The sequence below is a fragment of the Paractinoplanes tereljensis genome, from assembly GCF_016862435.1.
In the GTDB taxonomy this organism is placed as follows: Bacteria; Actinomycetota; Actinomycetes; order Mycobacteriales; family Micromonosporaceae; genus Actinoplanes; species Actinoplanes tereljensis.
The window spans coordinates 1-19,250 of record NZ_BOMY01000003.1 but is presented as its reverse complement, the minus strand read 5'-3'; the positions used below and the strand labels follow the sequence as shown (position 1 = coordinate 19,250).

20 protein-coding genes are annotated in these 19,250 nt (G+C 68.5%); 8 read left to right on the top strand and 12 right to left on the bottom strand.

Features of this window, described 5'->3' with window-relative positions:
• Positions 1-698 precede the first annotated feature (698 nt).
• Positions 699-1,250 (top strand): GNAT family N-acetyltransferase, encoded by a 552-nt coding sequence (locus Ate02nite_RS04330; RefSeq protein WP_203799005.1) that lies wholly within the window; start codon positions 699-701, stop codon positions 1,248-1,250.
• A gap of 13 nt (positions 1,251-1,263) precedes the next feature.
• On the opposite strand, the gene Ate02nite_RS04325 is transcribed toward Ate02nite_RS04330, so the two are convergent.
• From Ate02nite_RS04325 to Ate02nite_RS04315, 3 genes are read right to left on the bottom strand one after another with little or no spacing between them, the layout of a single operon-like run.
• Positions 1,264-1,875 carry a GNAT family N-acetyltransferase gene (locus Ate02nite_RS04325; protein WP_203799003.1) on the bottom strand — a complete coding sequence of 204 codons (612 nt, stop codon included), beginning with the start codon at positions 1,873-1,875 and terminating at the stop codon, positions 1,264-1,266.
• A gap of 16 nt (positions 1,876-1,891) precedes the next feature.
• On the bottom strand, positions 1,892-3,433 hold the full coding sequence (locus Ate02nite_RS04320; protein WP_203799001.1) for an APC family permease: 1,542 nt from the start codon (positions 3,431-3,433) through the stop codon (positions 1,892-1,894).
• Positions 3,434-3,489: 56 nt separating this feature from the next.
• A complete protein-coding gene (locus Ate02nite_RS04315) occupies positions 3,490-4,128 on the bottom strand; it encodes a GOLPH3/VPS74 family protein (RefSeq protein ID WP_203799000.1) in 639 nt (212 codons plus the stop codon).
• 221 nt (positions 4,129-4,349) lie between these two features.
• Between Ate02nite_RS04315 and Ate02nite_RS04310 the strand changes: the two genes are divergently transcribed.
• From Ate02nite_RS04310 to Ate02nite_RS04300, 3 genes are all read left to right on the top strand, one after another.
• Positions 4,350-5,237 carry a helix-turn-helix domain-containing protein gene (locus Ate02nite_RS04310; RefSeq protein ID WP_203798998.1) on the top strand — a complete coding sequence of 296 codons (888 nt, stop codon included), beginning with the start codon at positions 4,350-4,352 and terminating at the stop codon, positions 5,235-5,237.
• Between the two features lie 40 nt (positions 5,238-5,277).
• Positions 5,278-5,493, top strand: coding sequence for a DUF397 domain-containing protein (locus Ate02nite_RS04305; protein ID WP_203799026.1), 216 nt, complete (start codon positions 5,278-5,280; stop codon positions 5,491-5,493).
• A 257-nt stretch (positions 5,494-5,750) separates the two neighbouring features.
• Positions 5,751-6,782: a LysR family transcriptional regulator gene (locus Ate02nite_RS04300; protein ID WP_203798996.1), complete on the top strand. Its 1,032-nt coding sequence runs from the start codon at positions 5,751-5,753 to the stop codon at positions 6,780-6,782.
• On the opposite strand, the gene Ate02nite_RS04295 is transcribed toward Ate02nite_RS04300, so the two are convergent.
• The 4 genes from Ate02nite_RS04295 to Ate02nite_RS04280 form a co-directional block, all read right to left on the bottom strand.
• Positions 6,779-7,375 (bottom strand): HNH endonuclease family protein, encoded by a 597-nt coding sequence (locus Ate02nite_RS04295; protein WP_239147116.1) that lies wholly within the window; start codon positions 7,373-7,375, stop codon positions 6,779-6,781. The two genes, Ate02nite_RS04300 and Ate02nite_RS04295, sit on opposite strands and share 4 nt — an antisense overlap.
• 154 nt (positions 7,376-7,529) lie before the next feature.
• Positions 7,530-8,495, bottom strand: coding sequence for an SIS domain-containing protein (locus Ate02nite_RS04290; protein WP_203798993.1), 966 nt, complete (start codon positions 8,493-8,495; stop codon positions 7,530-7,532).
• Entirely contained in the window at positions 8,492-9,520 is a 1,029-nt protein-coding gene (locus Ate02nite_RS04285) for a hypothetical protein (RefSeq protein ID WP_203798991.1), read from the bottom strand. The genes Ate02nite_RS04290 and Ate02nite_RS04285 overlap by 4 nt, the downstream gene beginning before the upstream one ends.
• Positions 9,517-10,128: a TetR/AcrR family transcriptional regulator gene (locus Ate02nite_RS04280; protein WP_203798983.1), complete on the bottom strand. Its 612-nt coding sequence runs from the start codon at positions 10,126-10,128 to the stop codon at positions 9,517-9,519. Before Ate02nite_RS04280 ends, Ate02nite_RS04285 begins: the two co-directional genes overlap by 4 nt.
• 107 nt (positions 10,129-10,235) lie before the next feature.
• On the opposite strand from Ate02nite_RS04280, the gene Ate02nite_RS04275 reads away from it, so the two are divergent.
• Positions 10,236-11,513, top strand: coding sequence for a glycosyltransferase (locus Ate02nite_RS04275; protein ID WP_203798981.1), 1,278 nt, complete (start codon positions 10,236-10,238; stop codon positions 11,511-11,513).
• Entirely contained in the window at positions 11,510-12,916 is a 1,407-nt protein-coding gene (locus Ate02nite_RS04270; protein WP_203798979.1) for an aminobutyraldehyde dehydrogenase, read from the top strand. The genes Ate02nite_RS04275 and Ate02nite_RS04270 overlap by 4 nt, the downstream gene beginning before the upstream one ends.
• 55 nt (positions 12,917-12,971) lie before the next feature.
• Here the strand turns inward: Ate02nite_RS04270 and Ate02nite_RS04265 are convergent, their stop codons facing one another.
• A complete protein-coding gene (locus tag Ate02nite_RS04265; RefSeq protein WP_203798977.1) occupies positions 12,972-13,475 on the bottom strand; it encodes a CAP domain-containing protein in 504 nt (167 codons plus the stop codon).
• 251 nt (positions 13,476-13,726) lie between these two features.
• On the opposite strand from Ate02nite_RS04265, the gene Ate02nite_RS04260 reads away from it, so the two are divergent.
• Positions 13,727-13,906: a Flp family type IVb pilin gene (locus tag Ate02nite_RS04260; protein ID WP_203798975.1), complete on the top strand. Its 180-nt coding sequence runs from the start codon at positions 13,727-13,729 to the stop codon at positions 13,904-13,906.
• Between the two features lie 3 nt (positions 13,907-13,909).
• On the opposite strand, the gene Ate02nite_RS04255 is transcribed toward Ate02nite_RS04260, so the two are convergent.
• The 3 genes from Ate02nite_RS04255 to Ate02nite_RS04245 all read right to left on the bottom strand — a co-directional run bounded on the left by Ate02nite_RS04255 (position 13,910) and on the right by Ate02nite_RS04245 (position 16,095).
• Positions 13,910-14,632 (bottom strand): M23 family metallopeptidase, encoded by a 723-nt coding sequence (locus Ate02nite_RS04255; RefSeq protein ID WP_239147111.1) that lies wholly within the window; start codon positions 14,630-14,632, stop codon positions 13,910-13,912.
• 103 nt (positions 14,633-14,735) lie between these two features.
• Entirely contained in the window at positions 14,736-15,854 is a 1,119-nt protein-coding gene (locus Ate02nite_RS04250; protein WP_239147110.1) for a flotillin family protein, read from the bottom strand.
• A 19-nt stretch (positions 15,855-15,873) separates the two neighbouring features.
• Positions 15,874-16,095: an NfeD C-terminal domain-containing protein gene (locus Ate02nite_RS04245; protein WP_203798971.1), complete on the bottom strand. Its 222-nt coding sequence runs from the start codon at positions 16,093-16,095 to the stop codon at positions 15,874-15,876.
• Positions 16,096-16,191: 96 nt separating this feature from the next.
• Between Ate02nite_RS04245 and Ate02nite_RS04240 the strand changes: the two genes are divergently transcribed.
• Positions 16,192-18,417: a hypothetical protein gene (locus Ate02nite_RS04240; protein WP_203798969.1), complete on the top strand. Its 2,226-nt coding sequence runs from the start codon at positions 16,192-16,194 to the stop codon at positions 18,415-18,417.
• Positions 18,418-18,486: 69 nt separating this feature from the next.
• On the opposite strand, the gene Ate02nite_RS04235 is transcribed toward Ate02nite_RS04240, so the two are convergent.
• Positions 18,487-19,250: M4 family metallopeptidase (locus Ate02nite_RS04235; protein WP_203798966.1), on the bottom strand; the 764-nt coding region annotated here is incomplete at its 5' end.

Below are 19,250 nucleotides of genomic sequence, written 5' to 3'. Positions count from 1 at the left end.
CTACCTGCCCGGACCCGCCGGACTGTCCACAGAGGGTGATCGTCCGGGGGCTCTCACCGGCGCCAGGATGCATTCTGATCGACCGCCGGTGACCGCGCTCGAAATGACGTTGCGTGTGCGCACGGTACGGAGGGGCTTATCGATCGTCCCAGCGGGGTGAATCGCGAACTTTCGCGCCTGGCGCGAACCTCCGGAGGCGCCGTCGAGTGCACCTTTGTGCAGGTGGTGACGGGGGTCGCGAAGGATGATCGTCGTGTTAGGACGGCGGGTCGCGGCCGGCCGGTCACCGGCCCGGCGGCCGGCCCGGAAGATGGTCACGGAGCCCGCCGTCGCTTGCCCTCCGGCAAGGAGAACTCCCAGGTAAATAGCACCGCCGGCCGCTAGGGAAGCGGCCGGCGGCGGTTGCTTTCAAGATCTTTGCCGGAGGTTCTGTCGGTCAATTGATCACCCCTTTTTGATCTCCTCGGGGTGGCCCGGAATCGTCGCGGCGAGGCATTGGGGGGTGCCGGCGGTAATTGGCCGCCGGCCCGCAACTTGCACGGATTCGGGCGCGCTGGAGGCTCCGCGCGCCGATTGGCACATTCAATCGGCGAACACGCATTGTGTTTGCGGCGTCACTGTTCGTACTCTGTTGAGCACTAGATCATTGATCGGTGTGAGTGCGAGCAAGCGGGCCGCGTCCCGCGGGGGAGCAAAACATGCTTATCAAAGTCGTCGACCAGATCGTGGATGAAGATCTGCACAGCGCTGCATGGCGCCTCTACCAAGACGCGTTCGACGAACTGAACACGCTCGCGGTGCAGCGGCACATGATGTTCCCGTCGGAGTTCGACGAGGTCATGCGCGACAGCCGCGTCAGCAAGTACCTTGCTCTCACCGACGAGGGCCACCTGTGCGGGATCGCCACGTACACCAACGACCTCGACGCAGTGCCGTTGATCGCTCCGCAGTACTTCGAGCGCCATTGGCCTGAACACTACGCCAGCCGCAGGATCTGGTACATCGGCTTCGTCGCCGTCAGCCCGGAGCACCAGGGGCGCGAGGCGTTCGCGCAGCTGGTAGAGCAGATGTACCTGGTCGCAGCAACCCAGAGCGGCCTGGTCGGGCTGGACATCTGCAGTTACAACGACGATGTCCGCCACATGTCCCGGATCTTCCGGCTCATGATCAGCCGGGTGACCGACACGATGAAGTTCAGCCGGATCGACCAGCAGTCCTTCTGGCTCTACGAGTTCCCGTCAGCGGCATAGCGATCTGATCGGCTCAATCCATAGGCGGCCTCCACATCGTCCAGAGCGGCGGCCCGTCGGGTAGGTCGATCACGGACCGGACCTGGTATCCGTGTCGTAGGTACAGGTCACGGTTACGCGGGTCGTTCGCCTCGAGATAGGCGGGCAACCCAGCCGCGTCGAGCCGGCGATGATGCCGGCGCAGAAGAGTGCTCCCGAGCCCATGGTTCTGCCGATCGGGCCGGACGGCGAGGAAAGCAAGATAGTGATGCGAGCCGGTGGGGTGCTCTGCCTCCATCGCCGCGTCGAGCAGGCAGATCCGGTCGTGCGCGTCGCCGGCGATCTCCTTGATCCGGCGGTCGTAGTCGACCGGCGAAGGCAGCTCGGAGGAGAGCGGGAACCAGAGGGCGGCACCGGTCAACCGGCCGGTGTCGTCCTTTGTCGCGTACACCTCGCCGTAGCGCAGGGCGTGCTCGATGAAGATCGCGAAGTAGTCGGGACTGGCCTTGCGCCGCACGCCGTCGTCGGGTTGCAGCCAGCGGGCGATCGGCCCGTCGTGCATGGCGGCGGCGACGAGATCGGTGAGCTCGGTGGCGTCGACGGGTGCGACGCTGCGGATCACCAGATCGTGGACGGCGTGCGACATCGCAGGCGTCTCCTTATTAATAGGGGTAGCCACGGGCGCCCACCGGGTCACCGTGGAGTTGCTTGGTCGGCCACTCGATGTCGGACAGGATGCTCGTGCGGCCGTCGGCGCCGCGGCCGATCTGGGCGTAGACCTCCGGGCGGGCGGCCCGCATGATCCCGGCCCAGATGAAACCGACCAGGGCGACCGCGAGGTAGAGCACCGGGATCAGCCACTGGAACGGCGAGTCGCCGTCGACCTGGAGCAGTTCGCCGAAGCCGATCACCGTGGCGGTCAGCGCAACAGAGAGAAGAAGGAAGGAGGAGAACGGCGCGATGTACGCACGCCAGACGTTCTCGGTGCGGCGACCGCGGGCGAAGAAGCCGATCACCGCGGCCGAGGTGGCCCACATCAGGATCAGTACGCCGAGGCCGCCGATCGTGGTGAGCCAGGCGAACACGTACCGCACCGGTTCGAGACCGGACACCGCGTACGCGCTCAGGACCAGAATGCCGAGCACACTTTGGGTGATCGAGCCGGCCACCGGGGCACCGGTGCGCGGGTGGGTGCGGCCGAACACGGCCGGCAGCACACCTTCACGACCGAGCGCGAACTGGTAGCGGGCGACCGCGGCGTGGAACGCGAGCAGGGCCGCGAACACACTGGTGAGGAAGAGCAGGTAACCGAGATTCACGAAGGCCACCGGCAGATGCTTGCCGACCAGGAAGAAGACCAGGTCGGTCTGGTGCTCGGCGGCGGCACCGGCGATGTTGGCCGGGCCGGTCGACACGGCCATCGCCCAGGCCGAGATCGCGCACAGCGCGCCGGCCAGCAGCACCGCGATGTGGGTGGCCCGGCCGATCGTGCGCTTCGGGTCCTTGGTCTCCTCGGAGAGGACGACGGTGGCCTCGAAGCCGACGAAGCCGGCCACGGCCAGCACCAGCAGCGAGCCGACCACCGGGGTGAGCAGCGGCGCCGGGTTGAACGGGGTGAAGTCGACGTGCCCACCGGCCGGGTTGGCGATCATCACGACGTCGTAGAGCAGAACGACGGCGATCTCGGCGACCAGCAGGACGGCCAGCACCTTGCCGCTCAGGTCGACCCAGAGCAGGCCGAGCACGGTGACCACCAGCCAGGCACCGATGGCGCACACGTACCACGGCGCGCCGACCCCGAACGAGGCGAGAATGCCCGAGGCGGCCGAGCCGAAGAGGCCGAAGAGGCCGATCTGCATCAGCGAGTACGCCGGGAGCGCCACGAACGCGGCACCGACACCGATCGTGCGGCCCAGCCCGTGGCTGATGTAGGAGTAGAACGCGCCGGAGTTGACGATGTGCCGACTCATGGCGACGAAGCCGACCGTGAACAGGGAGAGGATCCCGGCCACCGCGACGTAGGCGATCGGCACGGCAGTGCTGCCGATGATCGCGTAGATGGTGGCAATCGCTCCGATGATCACGGTCAGCGGAGCGGCACCCGCGACTCCGAAGAACACCACGGACGGGACGCCAAGCCGGTTCTTGGCCAGCGCCCTCGTCACGATGTCCGGCTCAGCGGGTTCCTTCTGCAGCATCAACATCCTCCCGGCCCATTGGTCTGTGTTGTTGCGCCGGAGGTGGTGCCGCCCGATGGCACTCACCGCCGGCCGACGGTCAGCACCGAGCCCACGGAGGCTTCGGTGAATTCGATCAGGTCGCGCAGATCGCCGGAGAGTGCGCTCACGGCGTTCGGCAGCGACTGGAACGCCTGCCGATGCATCTCGAAGTCGTAGAGCACGTGCCGGGTGAGCCCGGTTGCGGCCACCAGGCCGACCAGCACTCGGTCGGTAAGGCTCAGCTCGATGCCCCGAACCAGCAGGTTGGCCAGGCGGGCGGGTGCCCACGCGGCGGCGTTGCGCTGTTCGGCGGTGTTCGGCAGATAGACGGTTTCGGTGGAGAGCATGCGCCGGCGGGTGACGAGGTCGACCGCTCCCAGCCGCACCAGCCGCTCGCCGACCCGGACTTCGGCGTCCTGCGAGAGGAACGCGAGCCAGGTGCGGACGTCACGGTGTTGCGGTTGAGCTATGAGCAGGTCAAGAATGTCGTGCGCCAACGCGTCCGCCGGAGGGTGCCGATCGAGGATGATGAGGTCGCCTTCGGCGATCCCGATGCGTCCTTCGAGGATCAGCTCCCCCAACAGCGCCGCGGCGAGCCCCAGGCCGGTCGCGCGCGGGTGGAGTCGGGACCGGCCGGTGCGGTCCTGGTGTGCGATCAGGAAGTACTGGTCAGCCAACACGCTGCCACGCCCCTTAGAACCCAAGTGGACCCAAGTTTTGATTGATCACTGTCGGTACAGGAAGTCAATACTCGATGTCTGCCGCATCATGTACCCAACATCAAGGTCAATACAAGAAGTACTAGACTTCTTGTTTAGGGCTTGAGTCCATCTTGGATCATGACCGGGTCGGTCCGTAGGATCGGCTACCTGAGGAAACCTGAGGGCCAAGGGGAGTCCAGGTGTCCGTAGATGAAGGTCCAACGCTGCGACGGCGGCGACTGGGCGCGGAGCTGAAACGGTGTCGCGAAGCGGCGGGATTGACGCAGGAGAATGTCTCGCGTCATTTCGAGTGGCATGCTGCCAAGGTCACGCGGATCGAGACCGCGCGCGTCGCGGTCACCGCGCGGGACGTGCGCGACCTACTCGACCTCTACCACGTGCGGGACGACGCCTATCGCGAGGCGCTCATCGAGCTGGCCCGCATGTCCCGCGAGCGCACCTGGTGGAGTGACTACCGGGACGTCATCCGACCTGGGAACTTCGTCGGCCTGGAGGCCGGCGCCTCCTCGATGCGCACCTGGGAACCGACCATCGTGCCCGGTCTGCTGCAGACCGAGCAGTACATCCGGGCGCTGATGCGCACCGGCCGCTCGTTCGATCCGCCACACGAGATCGACCGCCGGGTGGCTCTGCGCATGACCCGCCAGGGCCGGCTGACCGAACGCCGCCCGCTGGAACTCACCGCGGTCGTCGATGAATCGGTGGTACGCCACGTGATCGGCGGTTCCGAAGTGATGTCGGAACAGCTTCGACACCTAATAGAAATGGCTCAATTACCGAATGTGATGTTGCAGATCCTACCGTTCGGTTCGGGTGAGCACGCGTTCCTCGGTGGACCGGTAGCGCTATTGGAGTTCCGTGGCGTAGACGCGCAGATGAACCATGGGATATCCAGGCCGGAAACCACCCATCTGGATGTTGTCTATCTTGAAGGTCTTGCGGGAGACTCTTACGAAGAGCAACCGGCCGAGGTTGCCCGTTACCGAAAAGAGTTCGAGCGATTGAGCGCAAAGGCGCTCGACCATCGCCAGACAATCAAGATGATCGAGAGCCTCTTGGTCGCTTAGGGCTCCGAGACAACCGCATATGTGAAGGGGGGTGCCTGAGTTGCTCACGCACCATCTCAACGGTGCTGTCTGGAAGAAGGGCAGCCGCAGCAACGGCAGTGGCGGCAACAACTGCGTCGAGGTCGCAATCCTCGACGCCGGCGTTGCCGTCCGCGACAGCAAGGACCGGTCTGGACCGGCTCTCGTGTTCACGCAGGCGGAGTGGATCGCCTTCGTGGACTCGGCCAAGGATGGCGAGTTCGACATCGTTTCCTGACATGAGAGCCTACCGATAGCCACGCACCGATGGGAAGTGCTTACGCAAAGTCAACTTCTCTCGATGTGGGACTAGCGGGGATGCTGCAGCGCCCCTCACGGGGCGTTGCAGCGCCGATACTTCCCGTATTTGCCGTCTGCATTTGCCGAGGTCAGGAGACCCGGCGGTTTCGTCGTGTTCAAATTGACACACTCAGATGGCCGAAATTAACGCGAAAAACCTTTCGGTGTGGCTCGGGCGACTCTAGGTTTCCAGGTGTGGAGCTGGAGTTACGCCATCTTCGAATGGTGCTGGCCATAGCCGAAGCGGGCAGTGTCACCAAAGCCGCCGCGGCGCTTGGCCTCGCTCAGCCTGCCCTCACTACGCAGCTTCAGCGTATCGAGCGGATCCTCGGCGGTGCGCTGTTCACCCGTGATCGCCGGGGTGTCCTGCCGACGCCGCTCGGTGATCTCGTGCTGGCCCGGGCCCGGGTGCTCATCCCGGCCGTGACCGGCCTGCACGACGAGGCCAGCGAGCTCATCACCGCCGGCCGAACGGCTCGGTACCGGGTCGGCACCACCAACGGGCCGATCGTGGCCGGTCTGGTCCGGCGGCTCAACGATGCCCATCCCGGCGGACCGGTCTCCATTCGCTCGACCTCCTCGGGTAACGAGGTCGCCCAGTCGGTGGTCGAGGGGCGACTTGACTTCGCCGTGCTCGGTGCCTGCGCCAACCCGCCCGCCCTCCTGCCGCCCGGCCTCAACTGGCAGGTCATCACCGTCGACGCGGTCTGGGTGCTGATCAACGACCGGCACCCGCTGGCCGGCCGGGACGAGATCGCGCTCAGCGAGCTGGCCGATGAGCAGTGGGTCGGCGCGCCCGGCGACGGGTGCTTCTACGAGTGTTTCGCGGCCGCCTGCGCCCGCGAGGGCTTCGCCCCCCGGACGCCGACCGAGATCGCGGTAAGCAGTGCGTTCGACCTGGTCGCGGCGGGGGCCGCGGTCGCACTCAGCCAGGGCATGGTGCGCCAGCTCGAGGGTGCCGTCGCGGTTCCGCTCGCCGGGGTGCCGTTGCGCTGGCGACACCTGATCGGGTGGGATCCGGAGTCCCCGGCGGCCGGCCAGGTGGCCGAGCTCTACGGGTACGCGGTGGAGACCTACCTGGAGGTCATCCGGGCCCGGCCGCGATATGCGCGCTGGCTGGCCATGCATCCCGACCTCGGCGTACAGAGATCGGTCTCGCTCTTTCCCGGGCCGGGCCTGCCCGGTCGCCCCGGCCTGTCCGGCCGGAGCGACCCCAAGATTGCTTAGCAGGTGGCCAGCATGCTGGTCAGGGCCGTCTTCTCGGCACTGGTGACGGTCAGCGCCCAGACGTACTTCACCCGGACCCACGCCCTGGAGTAAGTGCAGTAGTAGCTGCTCAGCGGCGGCTTCCAGGAGTCCGGCGACTGGTCACTCTTGGACTGGTTCACGTTGTCGGTGACCGCCCACAGCTGCGGGTTGGTCAGGTCGTTCGCGAACGACTCGCGCTTCGCGGTGGTCCACGCCCAGGCGCCGGAGATCCACGCGTTCTTCAGCGGAACCATGTGGTCGATGTCGACGTCGGACGCCGCCGTCCAGGTGGCGCCGTCGTACGGGCTGTACCACTTGCCCGAGGTGGCGGCGCAGGCCGAGCTGACCACGACGCTGGTGCCGTCCCGCTTGAGCACGGTCTCCCGGGTGTTGCAGGTGCCGGAGATCGTGTCCCAGGTCGGGAACAGGTCGCGGTCATACGTGGTGGTGTGGGTCCAGGCCGCCACCGTCAGCGCGGCGAGCTGGGTCTTGGCGGCGGCCGCGGTGGGAACGCCGGGTGCGGTGGCGAACGCCGGGGTGCCGAAGCCGAACTGGAGAAGAGTGGCCAGCAGGGCGGTAGCGAGGGCCGAACGAAGGAGTGTCTTCAACGGGGGGTCCTCCGGGTAGTCGCGAAGTGCGGCTGTTGTCCAGGAGTCTCGGGGTTGAAGACGATCATTAGCTAATGTCAAAACGTATATTCACGAACGACTATGGAACGAGTGTGTTTCAGTTGATCACCGAGGAAGTGATCCACCACTCGGCGGCGACCATCTCGGCGACCAGGGTTTCGGTCAGCAGGCGTACCCGGGAATCGTCGTCGTGCCGGAAGCGGACCGCGCATGCCGCACCCGGCACCTCGCCGCCGACCGACACGATCGTGGAACCGCGCTGGTGGAGCCATTCCAGGGCCTGATCGTCATAGCGGGAACCGGGGAACAGCAGTGCTCGATAGCGTTGCGTCTTTGTCAGATATACGTCTACGTGGGCCCAGTCGCCGGTCTCGCAACCGTCGGCTGCGACCCGCGGACCCTCGCGAAACATGAGCGCCGACTGCAGCGCCGTGGAGATTCGCTCGACCGGGGCCGTCGGGTAAATACCGTCACCGTCGCGCAGGGCCTCGTCGCAGCGGGGCAGCCAGGTGTCGCGACGGTCGAGCAGGTCCTCGGTGGCGTCGGCTGCCCGCCGGACCAGGGCCTCGGTGGACGGACCGCCGGTCAGGCGCTGGACCAGGGCGTCCAGCAGGGCCTGGGTGTGCTGGAACGAGCGGCAGGCCACGCCGCCGGTCTCCACCCCGGCCGCCATGTCCACTACGGCGGTCGCCTGCTTGGCCAGAACCGCCGACGGGTCGTTCGTCAGGGCGACGAAGCCGGGCAGGTCGGCCACCGCGTCCAGGGTCTCCCGGCTGGTACCGGTCGCCGAGATCGCCAGCACCAGCGTGTCGTCGCCGGCGTAGCGGAAGCCGCCCTCGGCCGACGCGTACTCGGCGGCGGCGTCGATGCCGGCCGCCCGCAGGCGCCGGGCGGCCACCTGGGCCGCATAGCGTGAGCTGCCCATCCCCAGGAAGATCACCCGCCGGGTCGGGCCGAGGAAGGCCCACGGGTCGTCGGTGGCGAGGCGGTCGGCCAGCGTGCGCAGGGCGGCCGGCTTGGCCTCCAGGTCGGCCTTGAACAGTGCCGGATCCAATGTGATCACCCATACCAGGATCGGAGGACACCCAGCGGCGCGTATCGCCAGCGGGGCAGGAAGCGGGCCGCGTAGATCAGCTCGCGGCACTCCTGCTCGATCTCGAGCGGGCGCAGCAGCGTCTCGTCGAGCAGGTGGGCCACCCCGTGCCCGGCGAGGCCGGCCCGGTAGGCGGTGAGCAGGTCATCCGCGGCCTGGCGACCCCACCCGAGCAGTTCGTCGCGGTGCCGGCCCTCGGTGCGGCGGTTCGCGATCTCGGCGACGTGCAGCATGCTGGTGCGCAGCTGGGCCAGATCGCGGACGACTGGTTCGGGGCGCGGCTCGACCGTCGGATTTCCGTCGAAATCGGTGACCGCGTAGCCGCCGCGCCACCGCAGAACCTGCCCGACGTGCAGGTCCCCGTGCAGTTCGATCGGCGGTGCCGGGGAGACATACCCGGATAGGGCGGACATGTCGGCTGTCAGGCGTGGTGCGACGGATCGCAGCCAGACGCCTTCGGCGTCCTCACCCGCGAGGGCGAGGGCTTCGGCGAGAGCGCTCACGCCGGGCGACTTCGGGTGTACGCCGTTGAGCGGTGCCGACGAGGTGGCCAGCGCGGCGTGCAGGTCGGCGGCCAGGATGCCCAGATCGGCGGCGAAGTCGGCCGGTGGGCCCCCGTCCAGCCAGGACAGCAGGGCGTCGGTGCACCAGTCCCAGCCGTCCTCGGCCTCCGCCAGGAAGCCGGTGACCAGGGCGACCAGCGCGTCGTCGCGGAACAGGGCGGCGTGCGGCGGGGGCATCCGGGTGAAGCCGGCCGCGGCCAGGTGCGCCAGCAGGCGTGGGGCGCGGGCGGCCGGCTCCGGTTCGCGCATCCACTTGACCACCACCGCCTCGCCGACCACCACCGAGACGTTGGTCTGGTCGACGGTGATCGGGCGCTCGTCGCCGGCGACCGGGCCCAGCGGAAGGTAGATCCGCAGATCGAAGCCGGTCGGCGCGCGACCGTTAACGATCGCCTCGACCAGGTCGGCCGACGCGCCCGGGGCGATCGTCACGCGGTTACTCGCAGTGAGCTTCCGGTCACCTGGCGGGCGTAGGAGAGGATCAGCTCGGCCGCCTCGTCGGTGCGCAGTGTCGGATGGCGGGCAACTATGCGATACCCGTACGCGTCCTCCAAGGCGACCAGGTTGCGGCCCAGGGTGAGCGAATCGGCCGTCAGTGCGAAGGCGCCCTGCGCCGAGCCCGTTTCCAGGATGGTCTGGTACATCGAGACCTGACGGTCGAAGAGCGACGTGAGCAGGGCGGCGTAGACCCGGTTGCGCCCGGCCAGGCCGCCCAGCTCGCACAGCAGGCGCACGTCCGCGTCGTCGGCATCGACCGGCAGGCCCGAGCGGATCGTCATGACCAGCTTCTCGACCGGGTCGGTCAGGCCGGCCAGGCGCCGCATCCGGGCCGAGTAGAAGCGTTCCATCCCGGCCTGGTTGGCCTCCAGCAGCAGGTCGCTGAGGTCGGGGTAGTGGTAGAGCACCGCGCCCGAGGTGAGCCCGGCCTGCTCGGCGACCTGGTTGAGAAGCACCCCGTCCGGACCGTGCTGCAGCATCGCCCGCTGGGCCGCCTCGATCAGGTCGGCACGGCGTTCGGTACGTGTCTTGCGCGTTGCCATCTCCAGCCCCCGTCAGTTAACGCGGCATAACCATAGGCTCTGCGTATTGACTGTGCGCAAGGGCGCTTGTTGAATTCACCTTCAACAAGCCGACCCGGGAGTGTTCGATGTCGTTGACGGTCCTGTTCATGCCCGAGAGTGCCTACGGGCCGACTAACAACTGCATCGGCATCGGCGATGTGCTCCGCCGCCGCGGGCACCGGGTGGTGTTCGCGGCCGAGGCGTCCTGGGCGGGCAAGCTGACCGCGCTCGGCTTCGAGGAAGACCTGGTCAACCTGGCTCCGGAGCCGGATGAGCCGCAGGACGCCGGCCAGTTCTGGAAGGATTTCATCCGGGACTCGGCGCCCGAGTTCCGCAAGCCGACGGTCGACCAGCTCGAGACCATGGTCAAGCCGATCTGGGAGGAGCTGGTGGTCGGTGCCCGTTATTGCCAGCCGCAGCTCCTGGAGATCATCGCGCGGGTCAAACCGGACGTGATCGTCGAGGACAACGTGATCGCGTTCCCGGCGCTGAACACGGCCGGCGTGCCGTTCGTGCGGGTCGTGTCGTGCAACCCGCTCGAGGTGAAGGGCCCGAACATCGCGCCGGTGTTCTCCGGGTACCCGGCCGACGACCACAGCGGGTGGGCCGACTTCCTCGCCGAGTACGACCGGACGCACCGGCCGATGTGGGAGCAGTTCAACGACTGGGTGGTCGAGCAGGGCGCCCCCGCGCTGCCCGACCTCGAGTTCATCCACGAGGGCGACCTCAACCTGTACGTGTTCCCGGAGGTGCTCGACTACACCAAGTCGCGGCGCCTCGGGCTGAACTGGAAGCGCCTGGAGTCCTCGGTGCGGGAGACGGACGCGGTGTATTCGTTGCCGGACGGCTTCGCCGACGGGCACAAGCTGATCTACTTCTCGCTCGGGTCGCTCGGGTCGGCCGACGTCGAACTCATGCGGCGGATCATCGCGGCGCTGGCCAAGACCGAGCACCGCTACATCGTCTCCAAGGGCCCACTGCACGCCGAGATCGAGCTGGCCGACAACATGATCGGGGCCGAGTTCCTGCCGCAGACGTCGATCATTCCGCTGGTCGACCTGGTCATCACGCACGGCGGCAACAACACCACCACCGAGGCCATGCACTTCGGCAAACCGATGATCCTGCTGCCGCTGTTCTGGGATCAGTACGACAACGCCCAGCGGGTCGACGAGACCGGCTACGGGGTGCGGCTCGCGACCTACGGCTTCACCGACGAGGAGCTGCACTCGGCCATCGACCGGCTGCTCGGCGACGATGACCTGCGGGCCAGGCTCGCGGCGGACGGCGAGGCGATCCGGGCGGCCGACGGGGTGCGCGTCGCGGCGGACGCCATCGAGAACATCGGGCTGGGCCGCAAATGACCGCGCTGGTGAACCCGGCTTCCGGCGTACGGCTGGAAGATGTGCCGGACAGTGATCTCGCGGACGTAGCGAAGGCCGTCGCCCGGGCTCGCGGTGCCTTTGAGCAGTGGCGCGAAGCGACGCCGGGGGAGCGGGCGCGGGTGCTGTTGCGCGTCGCTGACCTGGTGGAACGGGACGCCGAGGAGATCACCCGACGCGAGGTGGAGGAGACCGGGAAGCCGTTGCCGGTGATGCGGGACGGTGAGTTGACGTTCGCGGTCGACAACCTGCGGTTCTTCGCCGGGGCGGCCCGCTCGCTCGACGGTTCCGGCGCCGGGGTGCTCTCGTCCGGGTACACGTCTCTTCTCGTGCGACGGCCGATCGGGGTCGTCGGGTCCATCGCGCCGTGGAACTTTCCGCTGGTCATGGCGGTCTGGAAGATCGGTCCGGCGGTCGCGGCGGGCAACGCCGTGGTGATCAAGCCGGCGCCGCAGACGCCGCGTTCCACGCTGGCGCTGGCGCGCCTTTTCGAAGAGGCCGGGGCGCCGGCCGGGCTGGTCGGCGCGGTCACCGGAGGCGCTTCGATCGGGTCCGCTCTGGTACGGGATCCGGGTGTCGACATGGTCAGCGTCACCGGGTCCACCCAGACCGGGCGCGAGGTGATGCGCGGCGCGGTCGACGGGTTGAAGCGGGTGCACCTGGAGCTCGGCGGGAAAGCCCCGGCGGTCGTTTTCGCCGACGCCGACCTGGCCGAGATGGCGGGCGGGGTGGCGCTCGGGGCCACCTACAACACCGGGCAGGACTGCACCGCCGCCACCCGCGTCTACGTCGAGAAGTCGATCTACAAGGAAGCGGTCGCGGCACTGGAGGCCGCGCTGCGGCAGATCCGGCCCGGCGATCCGTGGGCCGCGTCCACCGACATCGGTCCGCTGATCTCCGCGGTCCACCGGGACCGGGTCGACGGATTCGTATCGCGGGCGGTCGCCGCCGGGGCCCGGGTCGCGGTGGGTGGGGCCGTTCCGGCCGGGGAGGGCTTCTTCTACCCGCCGACGCTGGTGCTGGACGCCGCGCAGGACAGCGAGATCGTGCAGGACGAGCTGTTCGGGCCGGTGATCGTCGTGGTGCCGTTCTCGTCCGAGGACGAGGCGGTGCGGCTGGCCAACGACACCCGGTACGGTCTCGCGTCGTCGATCTGGACCCGGGACGTGGCGCGGGCCCTGCGGGTGGCGCACCGGCTTGACGTCGGGGTCACCTGGATCAACGATCACCTGCCGATCGCGTCGGAAGCGCCGCACGGCGGGGTTAAAGGGTCCGGTTTCGGTAAAGACATGAGCCAGGAGGCGGTCGGGGAGTACTCGGTGACCCGCCACCTGATGATCAAACACGCAGCCCCCGCGGCCCGGGATTCGTTCCGGCCTGCGTAACGGAAGACGGCCGGTGCCCGCCAGCACCGGCCGTCTTCACCTATGTCTTGAATTTTCAGCTGCGGCCGAAGTCCTGGGTCCAATACGGGGCGCCGCCGCTGGTGTACGCGACGCCGACGCCGACCGCGATGCTGCGGCAGTTCAGGATGTTGGCGCGGTGGCCCGGGCTGTTCATCCAGCCGGTGACGACGTCCTTGGGCGTGCGGTAACCCCACGCGATGTTCTCGGCCGCGGCGTCCCGCTTCGGGTAACCGGCCGCCGTCTCGCGGGCCACGAACGAGCTGCCGTTCGAGCCGGTGTGGCTGAAGAACCGCTCGCTCACCATGTCGGTGGAGTGCGCGCGGGCCGCCTGGACCAGCCGGTCGTCGATCTTCAGGGCCGGGCAGCCGTGCGCGGTGCGCTGCGCGTTGGTGAGCCGGACGACCTCGCTCTCGACGGTCGTCGACGCCGCGGCCGATACCTTCTTCGCCGGCGCGTGCGTGGCGGTGTCGGCGAAGGCCGGCGCGGCAGCGAGGACGGGCAGGGCGGCCAGGGCGGCGATGACGACGAAGCGCTTCAAGTGGTGACTCCCTCTGCGATCGGTGACTTCGCCATTCCGATCGGGGCGACCCCATGATCGAGTAAGCCGGTCAACCGACCCGCACCCAGCGCTCACCGACCCGCAACCGGCTCCCCGGCGCGCCAACCCGGCTGCACCCCGATCACCGCCGGGGCCGCACCTCACACCGCTAAACAGCGGCCCGGCCCCGGCCGATCTCCTTGGCCAGACGGCACCGGCTCGCGGTGACCGCTGACTTGGGGGAGTCCACCATGCCGAAACTTCACACCATCACCGCGTACGTTCGGGCCTGCCTGCAGAACGACGAGGGCGCCACCGCCGTCGAGTACGGCCTGCTCGTCACGTTCATCGCCATCGTGATCATCGTGGGTGTCAGCGCGTTCGGCTCCCACCTCAACGACGTCTACACCAACCTGACGTCCAAGTTCTGATCGTCAGGCGTCGGCGGTCGGCTCGGTCGGGCAGCCATTCTTCTTCTGCCAGGCCTTGACCGCGGAAACCGGGGACTTCTGGCCGTCCTTGCGCCAGGAGTCCAGATATGGCCACGGGTAGAGCGTGCCCCGCTGGTTCCACCAGTCGCCCTGCTTCGCGCACGGCGGGGAGATGCCGAAGTGCAGGTGGCAGGCGCTCGCGTCGCCGGTGTCGCCGGTCTTGCCGAGCGTGTCGCCGGTCTTGACCAGGGCGCCCGGCTCAATGCCGTCGGCCACCACGGACAGGTGCGAGCCGTAGTAGCGGACGCCGTCGTCGCCGAGGATCGACACCGACAGGCCGCCCCGGGTGGCGCCGAGGTTCTTCTTCGCGGTCCAGGTGTCCTTGGCCGAGACCGCCAGCACCACGCCGCTGGTCACCGCCACGAACCGGTTGCCGCACGCGGTGATCACGTCGGACGCTGGGTAGTCGTGGTGCGTGTGGGCGTAGCTGCTCTTGCCGACCACCGGGAACGTGTAGGTGATCTTCGCCTTGGTCGCGGACGGCGAGGGCTTCGCGGGCGCCGACGCTGCCGTCGTCGGGGCGGCCGTGGTGGGTGTCTCCAGCCCCTGCGTGGACCCGGCCCAGATCGGCTCGGCTTCCGGCTTGCCGGAGCATCCGGCGACGGAGGCGACGCTCAGGCCGACGGCGACGCCGCCCAGGACAACTTTCCGGACAAATGGCAGCAAAGCGAAATTTCTTCCTGCTCGGGAACCAGCGACCCAATATAACCAGGCTGTTCCAGCCCGCAACTCAGCCGACCCGCGGGGCACGGGCCGGCTGAGCCTGGGGTCAGGCGGCCGGGGGTGGGGCCACCGCCATGCTGGGCTTCGCGGGCGGAGCCTCCACTCGCATGCCGGTGCGCAGGGTTTCCAGCATGGTCATGCCCTGGGCGGCCAGGGAGGCGACCACGCTGTTCAGGCCCTCGGCGCCGTCCAGGACCGTGACGTTCGCGCCCTTCAGGCCCTCGGCGGCGGCTCGCAGCATCTCCGGCAGTTTGTCGATGATCGCCTGGTCCAGGGCTATCCGGCCCTGGGCCGCGGCCGCCTCGGCGGACAGCTTGGTGGCGTCGGCATCGGCTCGGGCCAGGGCTCGGATGCGCTCGGCCTCGGCCTCGGCCGGGCGGATCACCTCGGCGATCAGCTCGGCCTGGCGCAGCTCGGCGTTGCGCTGGGCGACGATCGCTCGCTCGGCCAGCACGTCCTGCGCGGCGCGGGCCGCGGCCAGCGGGCCGGCCTGGGCCGCGGTCTGCTGGGCCTGGTCGATCTCGGCCTGGTATTGCGCCTGGGCGATCGCCGTCTGCCGCGCGTACTCAGCCTGGTGGCGGACGCTCTCCTGCTGGGCCATCGCGCTGGCCCGGTCGGCCGCCGCCTGGGCGACCTTGGCCTCCTGGTTGACTCGGGCCTGGTGCGGCGCGGCCAGCGCCCGGATGTAGCCGACGCCCTTGTCGTCGATGCTGCTGATCTGCAGCGAGTCGACGGCCAGGCCGATCCGGGCCATCTCGGTCTTGCTGGCGTCGACGATCGCGTCGGCCAGGGTCTGCTGTTCGCGGATGATCGCCTCGACCGTCATGCTGCCGATGATGCTGCGCAGGTGGCCGGAGAAGATGCGGCCGACCAGGGTGGGCATCTGGCGCTGGTCGCCCTGGAAGCGGCGGGCCGCCGAGGCGATCGACTCGTGGTCGTCGCCGACCTTGAACGCGATGACCGCGTGCACCGACAGGGTGATGCCCTGCTGGGTGTAGCAGTCCTCCATGACCTCGGCCTCTTGCATGGACAGGGTGAGCCGGGTGGCACGGGAGAAGATGGGCGCGACGAACACACCGTGCCCTGTGACGATCTTGAACGGCAACGCCTCCGCGCCGCGCTGCTTGCGACCGCTGATCAGCAACGCCTCGTTGGGGGCGGGCACCCGATAACCGAACACTTTCTTACGACCCTTCTACGACGGGCCATGGCTCGACGTCGACCTGGCGTGCGCCACGGTTGTGAATGACGAGGACCTCGGCGCCCGCGGCGATGGCCGCCGCGGCGTATGCCAGGTAGTAGTGCGCCAAGCCGTCCACCAGCACGCGCACCTCGCCCGCGCGCTCGCCGCCGCGGATCGCGGTTATCACCGTGCCCACCTTGCCGACCAGCGCCTGACTCGCCACGACTGAATTGTGCTCCCGGGGTGCGACACTTCGCTCGCCCGGTGATCGACGGCTAGGCGACACCATCGACGGTCGCCGAGGCATAGCGTTCGCGGCATGGTGGAACGGCTCCGCGCGGCGGAGGAGACCGCGGCGGAACAGCCGGCCGCGCCGACGCCGGCCCGGCCGCGGATCGAGAGCAACCAGGAGGCCGCGGCCCGGCTGACTACGGCCCCGAACGGCCGCGACGACGTCGCGGCCCTCGGCGGTCTGGCCGGCAACCGCGCGGTGGCGCAATGGCTGGGCGCCGATGAGGGTACGCCGTCAGCCGGCCCCGTGGCACCGCAGCAATTCGGCCCCGCCCCGCCCGGCCCAGGATCGGCGGGCCCAGGTCCCACGACGGCTGGTCCGGGCGTACCGCAGAAGGTGCCGGCGGCGGGGCCGGCGGGCGGGACCACGACGCCGGTGGCGGGGAAGGCGGTGCCACCGCCGCCGCCGATCGACTGGATCGAGAGCCTTCCGGGGCATATCAAGCAGCAGATCGACAACTTCAACGACGCGCAGGTGGTGGCGGCCGACAAGGGCAACCCGGGGTTGCTGGACGCGCGGGCGCGCAACCGGGTCACCTTCATGCAGACCATGCGGTGGGCGATGGGCAACGACGACGCCGTGATCCAGAAGCATTTCCAGGAGATTCAGCCGATGGACGTGGGCCAGGGCGAGCAGCTGTGGGCGCACGTCTCGACCCGGGAGCGGCTGCTGGAGGTCAAGGCCGAGCTGGAGGCGCAGGGCGTGCCGATGCCGCAGACCACCGTGGGCCTGGGCATGCGCGGCGACCATCTGTCCCGGGCCGGCCTGAGTCGCGGCTGGTTCACCCATGCGGCCGGGTTCGCGGTGGACTGGCGGGCCAACGCGACGCCGAAGATCAAGGACCCGAAGCTGATCACCCTGTTCGAGATGGTGACCGGTGGGCGGCCGGACATGAAGACCAGCGTCGAGGGGGAGAAGCGGATCGACCTGGAGATCAAAATGGGGGCGGGCACCGCGGACGCGGCCGAGTCGAAGAAGCTGCTCGATTCGGTGGAGTCGGAGTACAAGCGGCTCGAGGAAGCGTCGGACAAGTTCAAGACCGCGCTGCCGGCGGCCACCATGGACCGGCTGCGGGAGGTGGAGCAGGCCCGCTTCGCGGCGGTGACCGCCCAGCGCAAGCTGGACAGGCTGCAGAAACGGACGAGGCCGAAGGCCACCGCGGCGGAGATCGAGACCGCGACGAACGCGGCCACGGCGGCCGCGAAACACTTCGAGGAGGTACGCGCGAAGATCGGCCCGGATCTGCCGAAGCTGTTCGAGCCGTGGACCAAGCAGATCGACGAGAAGATCGCCGTACTGGACCAGCACTTCAAGGACGCGAACGTCGACGTCGAGATGCTGACCAGCGACTTCGGCCTCGATGAGCGGGCCGCCAAGGTCGCGGCGTTGCGGAAGGCCGAATCGGACGCGGCGCGCAAGGCCGGCCCGGACGTCGGCAAGCTGCGGCAGCTGCACCAGGACGCGGTGGCGCTGCAGGCCCGGATCGACGCGGCGAAGGCGGCCGGCCTGACCGATCCGGACCTCGCCAAGATCGAGGAGGCGGTCGGCGGGGTGCTGCGCGGGGTGGAACCGCTGGAGGAGGCGCTGACCGGGATCCTGCCGAAGGCGAAGTTCGAGGTGAAAGCGGCGGTCGCGGGCAAAGGCAAAGCCGAGACGATCACCGCGCTCAAGGCGGCCGCCGACAAGCTCGGCCCGCGCTTCACCGACCTGGCCAAGCGGATCGTGCCGGCCGCGGCCACGTTCGATCAGAACGAGGCCGACGCCGTCGCCACCGCGGAGGACGCGGCGCTGCGCCGGAAGTTCCGGGACGAGAAGACGGCGGTGCTGGGCAAGAAGAAGATCGACACGCTGATTGAGGAGAAGCTCCAGCTGCTGACGCTGAAGGGCCTCAAGGACGGGCTGATCAACAACACCGGCGGCTTCGTCTTCCGCTCCAAGCTGGAGGTGAACGACCCGGCCCTGGACCAGCTCTTCGGGCTGATGCCGGAGAACCGCGGCGGTTTCTTCACCCCGGACCCGGCCGGTGGCGAGAAGGAGGCGAAGGCCGGTGAGTTCAGCGGGCAGCACGGGTACGGCCTGCTGTTCATCAAGACCATGGTGGCGCACGGCTTCGAGCCGGGGATGGCCTGGCGTGGCGGCTCCGACCCGATGCACTTCGAGCTGGCCGAGGGCCGGAAGTTCCTGACCAGTGCGGGCGGCAGCCCGGTACAGGCGGGCGCGACGCTGCGGGCGATCGAGGCGATCATCCCGTAGATAGAAAGAGGGAGGGCCGACGCCGACCACCGGCGCCGACCCTCCCACCTTTGGGGGGTGTTAGAAGCCTCAGCTCACGTTGAGGGCGGTGTTGTCGACCTGGAACGAGGTGGCGAGGGAGGAGTCCTCGACGCCGCTGAACGAGATCGTCACGGTCTGGCCCTTGAGCGACGAGACGTCGAACGACTTCAGCGCCCAGGTGGCCTTGTTGAGGTTGGAGTAGGTGGCCAGGGTGGTCGAACCCGCCTTGACCGTCAGCTTGTCGTACGCCGTCGAGGTGCTGGTCTCCGACGACGTGATCTTCAGGTAGAAGCTCAGCGTCGCGGTCGAACACGTCGACGGGATGGTCACCGACTGCGTGAGCGTGTCGGTGTGGGTGGAGCCGTAACCGTCGAGCCAGGCGAAGTACGTGCCGGCGTACGGCGTGTTGGTGCCCGAAGCGGTGGAGATGACGCCCGAGGACTGGGTCCAGGTGGTGGCGCCGCTCTCGAAGCCGTTGTTACCGAGCAGCTGAGCCGAGGTGCAGGTGCCGCTGGTCGGGCCGGTCGTCGGCGGAGTCGTCGTCGGGCCGGTCGTCGGGGCCGACGTGGTCGGGGACACCGTCGGCGAGGTGGTGCTGCCGGTGCAGGTCGGGTCGGCCGTCTGAGCCGGCACGCTGACCGCGGTCCAGGCCGCCTTGACCGTGTTGAACGCGGTGCAGTCGCCCGGGTACAGGCTCTTGGCCGCGGTGAGCGTCCAGGTCCGGTACTTCAGGTACGAAGACGACGAGGTCTTCAGCAGCATCGCGTTGTACATGATGGTGATGGCCTTCTGGATGCCGAGGCCGGTGATCG

Excerpts from the sequence above, each read along its gene's own strand:
- Ate02nite_RS04330 (WP_203799005.1), top strand. The coding sequence starts at position 699 with ATGCTTATCAAAGTCGTCGACCAGATCGTGGATGAAGATCTGCACAGC.
- Ate02nite_RS04325 (WP_203799003.1), bottom strand. The coding sequence starts at position 1,875 with ATGTCGCACGCCGTCCACGATCTGGTGATCCGCAGCGTCGCACCCGTC.
- Ate02nite_RS04320 (WP_203799001.1), bottom strand. The coding sequence starts at position 3,433 with ATGTTGATGCTGCAGAAGGAACCCGCTGAGCCGGACATCGTGACGAGG.
- Ate02nite_RS04280 (WP_203798983.1), bottom strand. The coding sequence starts at position 10,128 with ATGGCAACGCGCAAGACACGTACCGAACGCCGTGCCGACCTGATCGAG.
- Ate02nite_RS04275 (WP_203798981.1), top strand. The coding sequence starts at position 10,236 with ATGTCGTTGACGGTCCTGTTCATGCCCGAGAGTGCCTACGGGCCGACT.
- Ate02nite_RS04270 (WP_203798979.1), top strand. The coding sequence starts at position 11,510 with ATGACCGCGCTGGTGAACCCGGCTTCCGGCGTACGGCTGGAAGATGTG.
- Ate02nite_RS04260 (WP_203798975.1), top strand. The coding sequence starts at position 13,727 with ATGCCGAAACTTCACACCATCACCGCGTACGTTCGGGCCTGCCTGCAG.
- Ate02nite_RS04240 (WP_203798969.1), top strand. The coding sequence starts at position 16,192 with ATGGTGGAACGGCTCCGCGCGGCGGAGGAGACCGCGGCGGAACAGCCG.